General features: G+C 66.9%; 7 protein-coding genes. All 7 read left to right on the top strand.

Features of this window, described 5'->3' with window-relative positions; all coding sequences use genetic code 11:
* The first annotated feature begins 116 nt into the window (after nucleotides 1–116).
* Genes ccoN through AC1DIO_RS34875 form a run of 7 tightly spaced genes read left to right on the top strand, consistent with a single transcriptional unit; the run spans nucleotide 117 to nucleotide 6,846 of the window.
* Nucleotides 117–1,778: a cytochrome-c oxidase, cbb3-type subunit I gene (ccoN, locus tag AC1DIO_RS34905; protein ID WP_476832784.1), complete on the top strand. Its 1,662-nt coding sequence runs from the start codon at nucleotides 117–119 to the stop codon at nucleotides 1,776–1,778.
* A 4-nt stretch (nucleotides 1,779–1,782) separates the two neighbouring features.
* Nucleotides 1,783–2,517: a cytochrome-c oxidase, cbb3-type subunit II gene (gene ccoO / locus AC1DIO_RS34900; RefSeq protein WP_441508152.1), complete on the top strand. Its 735-nt coding sequence runs from the start codon at nucleotides 1,783–1,785 to the stop codon at nucleotides 2,515–2,517.
* A gap of 4 nt (nucleotides 2,518–2,521) precedes the next feature.
* Nucleotides 2,522–2,692, top strand: a complete 171-nt coding sequence (locus tag AC1DIO_RS34895) for a cbb3-type cytochrome c oxidase subunit 3 (RefSeq protein ID WP_441508153.1) — start codon at nucleotides 2,522–2,524, stop codon at nucleotides 2,690–2,692.
* 3 nt (nucleotides 2,693–2,695) lie between these two features.
* The gene (gene ccoP / locus AC1DIO_RS34890; protein WP_476854911.1) at nucleotides 2,696–3,574 is read left to right on the top strand and encodes a cytochrome-c oxidase, cbb3-type subunit III; all 879 of its coding nucleotides are present in this window, start codon (nucleotides 2,696–2,698) and stop codon (nucleotides 3,572–3,574) included.
* Nucleotides 3,571–3,777: a hypothetical protein gene (locus tag AC1DIO_RS34885; RefSeq protein ID WP_441508155.1), complete on the top strand. Its 207-nt coding sequence runs from the start codon at nucleotides 3,571–3,573 to the stop codon at nucleotides 3,775–3,777. Before ccoP ends, AC1DIO_RS34885 begins: the two co-directional genes overlap by 4 nt.
* Nucleotides 3,778–3,802: 25 nt before the next feature.
* Nucleotides 3,803–4,594, top strand: a complete 792-nt coding sequence (locus tag AC1DIO_RS34880; RefSeq protein WP_476854912.1) for a DUF2189 domain-containing protein — start codon at nucleotides 3,803–3,805, stop codon at nucleotides 4,592–4,594.
* Complete coding sequence (locus tag AC1DIO_RS34875; RefSeq protein WP_476854910.1) at nucleotides 4,591–6,846, top strand: cation-translocating P-type ATPase; 2,256 nt, start codon at nucleotides 4,591–4,593, stop codon at nucleotides 6,844–6,846. The genes AC1DIO_RS34880 and AC1DIO_RS34875 overlap by 4 nt, the downstream gene beginning before the upstream one ends.
* The last annotated feature ends 56 nt before the right edge of the window (nucleotides 6,847–6,902 follow it).

Below are 6,902 nucleotides of genomic sequence, written 5' to 3'. Positions count from 1 at the left end.
ACCAATCTGGCGGCTCTCGACAAGTATTCACTGGCTGACGCGGTCCGGATTTCGACCTTCCGGTCCCTCTCTCGAGCACCGCGAGCCGCGCTGTGTGATGACCGGGGGGAGAGCGAATGGTTGCCGGGCTGACTGTCGCAGAACGCCAGAGTGCCATCACGATATCAGCGCTTGTCGCCTTCTGCGGGCTCGTGATGGCGATCGCCGGGCACGACGACCTCATGGGGGTTCATGGCGTCATCGTCCTTCTCTGCGGGCTCGGCGGYGTCTTCCTGGTCCTGTCGAAGTATTTCGAGCCGGAGCCATCCGATGAGCGCCTGGCGCACTACTAYGATGACCCRACCAAGGTTGGCATCGTGCTYGCCCTCGCCTGGGGCGTCGTCGGCATGTTTTTCGGGGTCTGGGTTGCCGCGCTCCTCGCCTGGCCCGACCTGACCTTCGACGCCGCCTGGGCGAGTTTCGGYCGCATTCGGCCCGTCCATACCTCAGGCGTGATCTTCGGCTTCGGCGGMAACGCGCTGATCGCCACCTCCTTCCATGTGCTGCAGCGCACCACGAGGGCCCGCCTGCCSGATCAGATCAGCCCSTGGTTCGTGCTGCTSGGCTACAACCTGTTCTGYGTGATCGCCGCCAGCGGCTATCTGATGGGGCTGACCCAGTCCAAGGAATATGCCGAGCCCGAATGGTATGCCGACATCTGGCTGGTCGTCGTCTGGGTCGTCTACTTCCTGATCTATATCCGCACCCTGCAGCGGCGGAAGGAGCCGCATATCTACGTCGCCAACTGGTACTACATGGCCTTCATCCTGGTCGTGGCGGTGCTGCACATCGTCAACAACCTGGCCGTGCCGGTCTCGTTCGGCCATGCGAAAAGCTATTCGCTGTTCTCCGGCGTGCAGGATGCGATGACGCAGTGGTGGTACGGCCACAACGCGGTCGCCTTCTTCCTGACCTCGGGCTTCCTCGGGATGATGTACTACTACCTGCCCAAGCGGGCGGACCGGCCGATCTTCTCCTACCGGCTGTCGATCATCAGCTTCTGGGGCATCACCTTCATGTATATGTGGGCGGGCTCGCACCACCTGCACTACACCGCCCTGCCGCAATGGGTGCAGACGCTGGGCATGACCTTCTCGGTCGTGCTGCTGGTGCCATCCTGGGCCTCGGCCGGCAATGCACTGGCGACCCTCAACGGTGCCTGGCACAAGGTTCGCGACGATGCGACGCTGCGCTTCATGATGGTCGCCGCCGTCTTCTACGGCCTGTCGACCTTCGAAGGCTCGTTCATGGCGATCCGGGCCGTCAATTCGCTGTCGCACTACACCGACTGGACGGTCGGCCATGTCCATGCCGGCGCGCTCGGCTGGGTGGCGATGATCACCTTCGGCTCGCTCTACGCGCTGGTRCCGTGGATGTGGAAGGTCGATCAGATCTATTCGCCCAAGCTGGTCGAGGTCCATTTCTGGCTCGCACTGTCGGGAACCGTCATCTACGTCTTCTCGATGTGGAACTCGGGCATCATCCAGGGCCTGATGTGGCGCACCTATAACTCCAGCGGCACGCTCGCCTTTTCCTTCATCGACAGCGTCGTCGCGATGCATCCSTACTACATCGCGCGAACGGTCGGAGGCCTGCTGTTCCTGCTCGGGGCGATCGTCGCCTCCTACAATGTCGGAATGACRATCCGGATGGCGCGCGCGCGGACTGCGCCGCAAGCGGCCGATCCCGACCAGCCTGCCCTGCCAGTGGCCGGGCCGGCGCTGCAGCCGGGGGAGTGAGACCATGGCCGAGTTCTTCCATCGCAGGCTCGAACGCAGCGCCATCGGCTTCGTGCTGGCCATCATCGGCGTCTCGGCGATCGGCGGCTTCGTCGAGATCGCGCCGCTCTTCACCATCCACGAGACGGTCGAGACCGCGCCCGAGATGCGCGTCTACACACCGCTCGAAACGGCCGGGCGCAACATCTATATCCGCGAGGGCTGCTATGCCTGCCACAGCCAGATGATCCGCACGCTGCGCGACGAGGTCGAACGCTATGGACCCTATTCGCTCGCGGTCGAGTCGAAATACGATCATCCGATGCTGTGGGGCTCGAAGCGCACCGGCCCGGACCTGGCGCGGCTCGGCGGCAAATACTCCGACGCCTGGCATGTCGCGCATCTGATCAATCCGCGCGAGGTGGTGCCGCAATCGGTCATGCCGAAATATGGCTGGCTGATGCGCAACGAGTTGCGRACCGAGGATCTCGGCCAGCACCTCGCCGCACTGCGCGTTGTCGGCGTGCCCTATACCGATGCGATGATCGCGAATGCGAGCGCCGATGCCTATGGCCAGGCCCACCCCGACAGCCCCTATGCCAGCGGCGTCAGCGAGCGCTACGGCGAGGCCACSACCATGCGGGCGTTCGACGGGCAGCCAGGCCGCCTGACGGARATGGACGCGGTGGTTGCTTATCTCCAGGTCCTGGGCCGGCTGACCGATGCGGCGCATCGGCAGACGGCGGCCACGGCAAGGTGAGGCGATGGACATCGATCATCAATCGCTCGTCGGCTTCGCCAAGAGCTGGGGGCTTTTCTACCTSATCGCGCTGGCRGCGGGCGTGCTGATCTATGCTCTGTGGCCCTCGAACCGGGCCCGCTTCGACCGCGCCAAGAAGAGCATTCTCGACAAGGACGACAGGCCGGGGGACTGAAACATGGACCAGGCGAAGCGGGACCCCGTCACGGGACAGTTGACGACCGGTCACGAGTGGAACGGCATCGAGGAACTCGACACGCCGATCCCGCGCGTGGTGCTGTTCTTCCTGGCGGCCTCGACGCTGTTTGCKGTGGTCTATTGGCTGCTGATGCCGGCCTGGCCGCTCGGCTGGACCTATACGAAGGGTCTGCTCGGCAACGACCAGCGCCAGATCGTGGCCCGCCAGGTCCAGGATGCGGCAGCCGAGCGCGCCGGCTGGACCCAGCGCATCGCCAACGCCTCGTTCGCGGAGATCGCCGCCGACCCCGCGCTGATGCGCCATGTGCGCGACACCGGGCGGGCCCTGTTCGGCGACAACTGCGCCGTCTGTCACGGCAGCGATGGCAAGGGCGGACCRGGCTTCCCCAATCTCGCCGCGGGCTCGTGGCTCTGGGGCGGCGAGCCCGAGGCGATCGCCGAGACCATCCGCGTCGGAATCAATGGAACAAGCGGGCAGACGCGCGCCGCGCAGATGATGGCCTTCGGCCGCGATGGCATGCTYGACCGCGARCAGKYGTCAAACGTCGTCGCSYATGTCCTCTCGCTTTCCGGGCAGCCGCTCTCGGAGGCGGACCAGGCGCGTGTGCCCGCCGGCAAGCAGGTGTTTGCAACGACCTGCATCGCCTGCCACGGCGAGGACGGCAAGGGGCGGCACGATCTCGGCGCGCCGGACCTGACCGACGCCAACTGGATCTATGGCRGCGATCCGCAATCGGTCTTCGACAGTGTCCATAACGGGCGCCAGGGYCATATGCCGAGCTGGGAAGGCCGCCTSTCGCCGACCGACATCAAGYTGCTTGCGSTCTATGTCGGCACGCTGCGGGACGGCGCACGATGAGCCCCGCAACCAACGGGCAAGCGCGGCGGCCCGGCAGCCGGCGGGCGCTCTGGCTGGCGCTGCTGATTGCAGGAGCCGCGCTCGTCGCCTTCGCCAATGCGCATCTGGTCTATGTCGCCATCGGTTCGCAGCCGGACTGCGTGCCGCATGCGAAATCGGCGGGCGAAGCAGGCACGTTTCGTGCCGCCCGCCCGGCCTGCTGAAGCGGGGAGGAGCATCGTGGGCACGATCAAAAACGGCCAGATCGAAAACGGCCAGGACATCCCGCTGCCCCTCGCCGCACAGCGACGGCGCAACCTGCCGGCAGGCGCGGCCCTGGCCTGGCTCGGAGCAGGCTGGCGCGATCTCTGCCACAGCCCCGTGCCGAGCCTGCTCTATGGAGCGGCGGTATTCCTGGTGTCGCTCGGCATCGTCTGGGGGCTGTTCCGCTACGAACTSGACTACATCCTGCTGCCCGCTCTCGCCGGCTTCATGGTGGTCGGGCCAATCCTGGCGATCGGCCTCTACCAGAAGAGCCGCGACATCGAGGCCGGCCGCGCCGTCAGCCTCGCGCGCATGATCTTCGTCAAGCCGGMCTCCGGCGGCCAGGTCTGGTACACCGGCGCCATCCTGTGCCTGCTGATGCTGGTCTGGATGCGGGCCGCGGTAATCATCTATGCGCTGTTCTTCGGCTTGCGGCCGTTCCCCGGTCTCAAGGATGTCCTCGCCATGCTGGTCTCGACGCCGGAGGGCTGGGCGATGCTGCTGGTAGGCACGGTGGCGGGCGGCCTGTTCGCGGCCTTCTCCTTCGCCATCAGCACCTTCGCGATCCCGATGCTGCTCGACGAGAGGGTCGACGCCTTCACCGCGATGGGCACCAGCATCTCGCTGGTCTGGAACAACCTGCCGGTGATGCTCGCCTGGGGCGCGATCGTGCTCGCGCTCTTCCTCCTGAGTGTGGCGACCGGGCTGYTCGGGCTGATCATCGTCTTCCCGCTGCTCGGCCACGCGACCTGGCATAGCTATCGGGCGATCAGATGAGCTGCTGCGCGCCGCCGTTCGACGTCTCCGGCACGTTCGACGGTTCCGCGGCCCGGCAGGAAATCCGGCTCGCCAGCCGCGAGCTGGGCGACGGCCTCAGGCAGGCCGATCTCTCCGTTCCCGAYGTTCACTGCGCGGCCTGCATCCGGACGATCGAGACCGGCCTGATGCAGATTGCCGGTGTCGAGCACGTCCGGGTCAACCTGTCGACCCGGCGCGTCGCCGTGAAGTGGCGCGGCGAGGAGGCCCCCGACCTGTTCGTGGCGCTGGCCCGGCTCGGCCATCCCGGCCACCTCTTCGAGAGCGAGGCGGACCGGTCCGATCCGGAACGCGCCCGCCTGATCCGGGCGTTGGCAGTCGCCGGCTTCTGTTCGATGAACATCATGCTGCTTTCGGTCTCGGTCTGGTCCGGCGCCGAACCGGAGACCCGCAGCGCCTTCCACTGGATTTCGGCCGCGCTGGCCCTGCCCTGCCTCMTCTATTCCGGCCGCGTCTTCTTCGACTCGGCCTGGTCGGCGCTGCGCCACGGCCGCACCAATATGGACGTGCCGATCTCGATCGGCATCTGCCTCGCTTTCGGTCTCAGCCTTTACGACACGCTGCATGACGGCCCGCATGCCTATTTCGACGCTGCGACCTCGCTGATCTTCTTCCTGCTGATCGGGCGGACCCTYGACCATCTCATGCGCGAGAAGGCGCGTGCCGCGGTGCGYGGCCTGATGCGCCTGTCGCCGCGCGGCGCAACSGTGCTGCGGGCMGATGGCAGCCGCGACTATCTTCCGCTTGCCGAGATCGTGGCGGGCATGCGCGTCGCGCTCAGTGCGGGCGATCGCATTCCCGTCGATGGCGTGGTCGTGGAGGGAACATCCGAACTGRATTGCGCCATTGTCAGCGGCGAGAGCGCGCCGCGCACCGTGGCCATGGGTGCACCTGTGCGCGGGGGAACGCTCAACCTCTCCGGTCCGCTGACCATTGCCGCAACCGCCGGGGCCGAGACCTCCTTCCTCGCCGAGATGATCCGGCTGATGGAGGCTGCCGAGGGCGGGCGCGCCGGCTATCGACGCATCGCCGACCGGGCCGCCGCGCTCTATTCGCCGGTGGTTCACGCCACGGCCTTCCTCACCTTTCTCGGCTGGATGTTGGCAACCGGCGACTGGCACCGTGCGATCACCRTCGCCATCGCCGTGCTGATCATCACCTGTCCCTGCGCGCTCGGGCTCGCCGTGCCGATCGTGCAGGTGATGGCGTCGCGGCGCCTGTTCGAGAATGGCATCATGGTCAAGGACGGCTCGGCGATCGAGCGCATGGCCGAGATCGACATGGCAGCCTTCGACAAGACCGGCACCCTGACGCTCGGACAGCCACGCCTCGTCAATGGCGGCGCCATTGTCCCGGCGGATCTGGCGATCGCGGCCGAGATCGCCCGCCGCTCCAGCCATCCGCTCTCGCGCGCGATTRCYGCKGCAGCGCCGGCCGGCGGCCCCGCGCTGTCGGACCTTCGGGAATATCCCGGTTTCGGCATCGAAGGGTGGCTGCAGGGACAACTCTACCGCCTCGGTCGGGCCGAATGGGCGCTTGCCGCAGGCGCTGGCAGCCAGGAGGCTGGCACTGTGCTCAGCCGCGACGGCACGTTGCTCGCCAGCTTCGTGTTCGAGGAGACGTTGCGTCCGCAGGCGCAGGCCGCAATCGCTGCGTTGCGCAACGAGGACATCGCAATCGCACTGCTCTCCGGCGATACGCAAGCCGCCGTGCACAGCATTGCCGCCAGGSTSGGCATCGGCACGGTCGCCGCGGGGTTGCTGCCGGCGCAGAAGGTCGAGCGGCTCGCCGCCCTCGCGGCCCAGGGCCGCAAGGTGCTGATGATCGGCGATGGCCTCAACGATGCACCCGCGCTCGCCGCGGCGCATGTCTCGATTGCGCCGGCCTCGGCCGCCGATATCGGCCGCAATGCAGCCGATTTCGTCTTYCTGCATGACGGGCTCGACGCGATCCCGACCACACTCAAGCTCGCGCGCGGCTCCGCCCWGCTGGTGCGGCAGAATTTTGCGCTCGCGATCCTCTACAATGCCGTCGCATTGCCGATCGCGATTGCGGGCTATGTCACCCCGCTGATCGCGGCGCTCGCCATGTCGCTTTCCTCCGTCCTCGTCGTCGCCAATGCGCTGCGTCTCAAAGTGGATAAGGCCGGATCCCCTCGCCCGGCCGACGCGATGCCGGCAGAGCCGAGGCTGGCCGCGGAGCCGGGCCAATGAGCAGCCTCGTCTTCCTCGTGCCMCTGGCCCTCCTGCTCGGCGCCTCAGCGCTCGCC

This window comes from Allobosea sp. 05T439 (assembly GCF_056396005.1).
Note: the sequence above shows the minus strand (reverse complement) of the source record. Positions and strands in the feature narration are given on the sequence as shown.

Coding starts and splice junctions, on each gene's coding strand:
- AC1DIO_RS34885 (WP_441508155.1), top strand. CDS start 3,571: ATGAGCCCCGCAACCAACGGGCAAGCGCGGCGGCCCGGCAGCCGGCGG.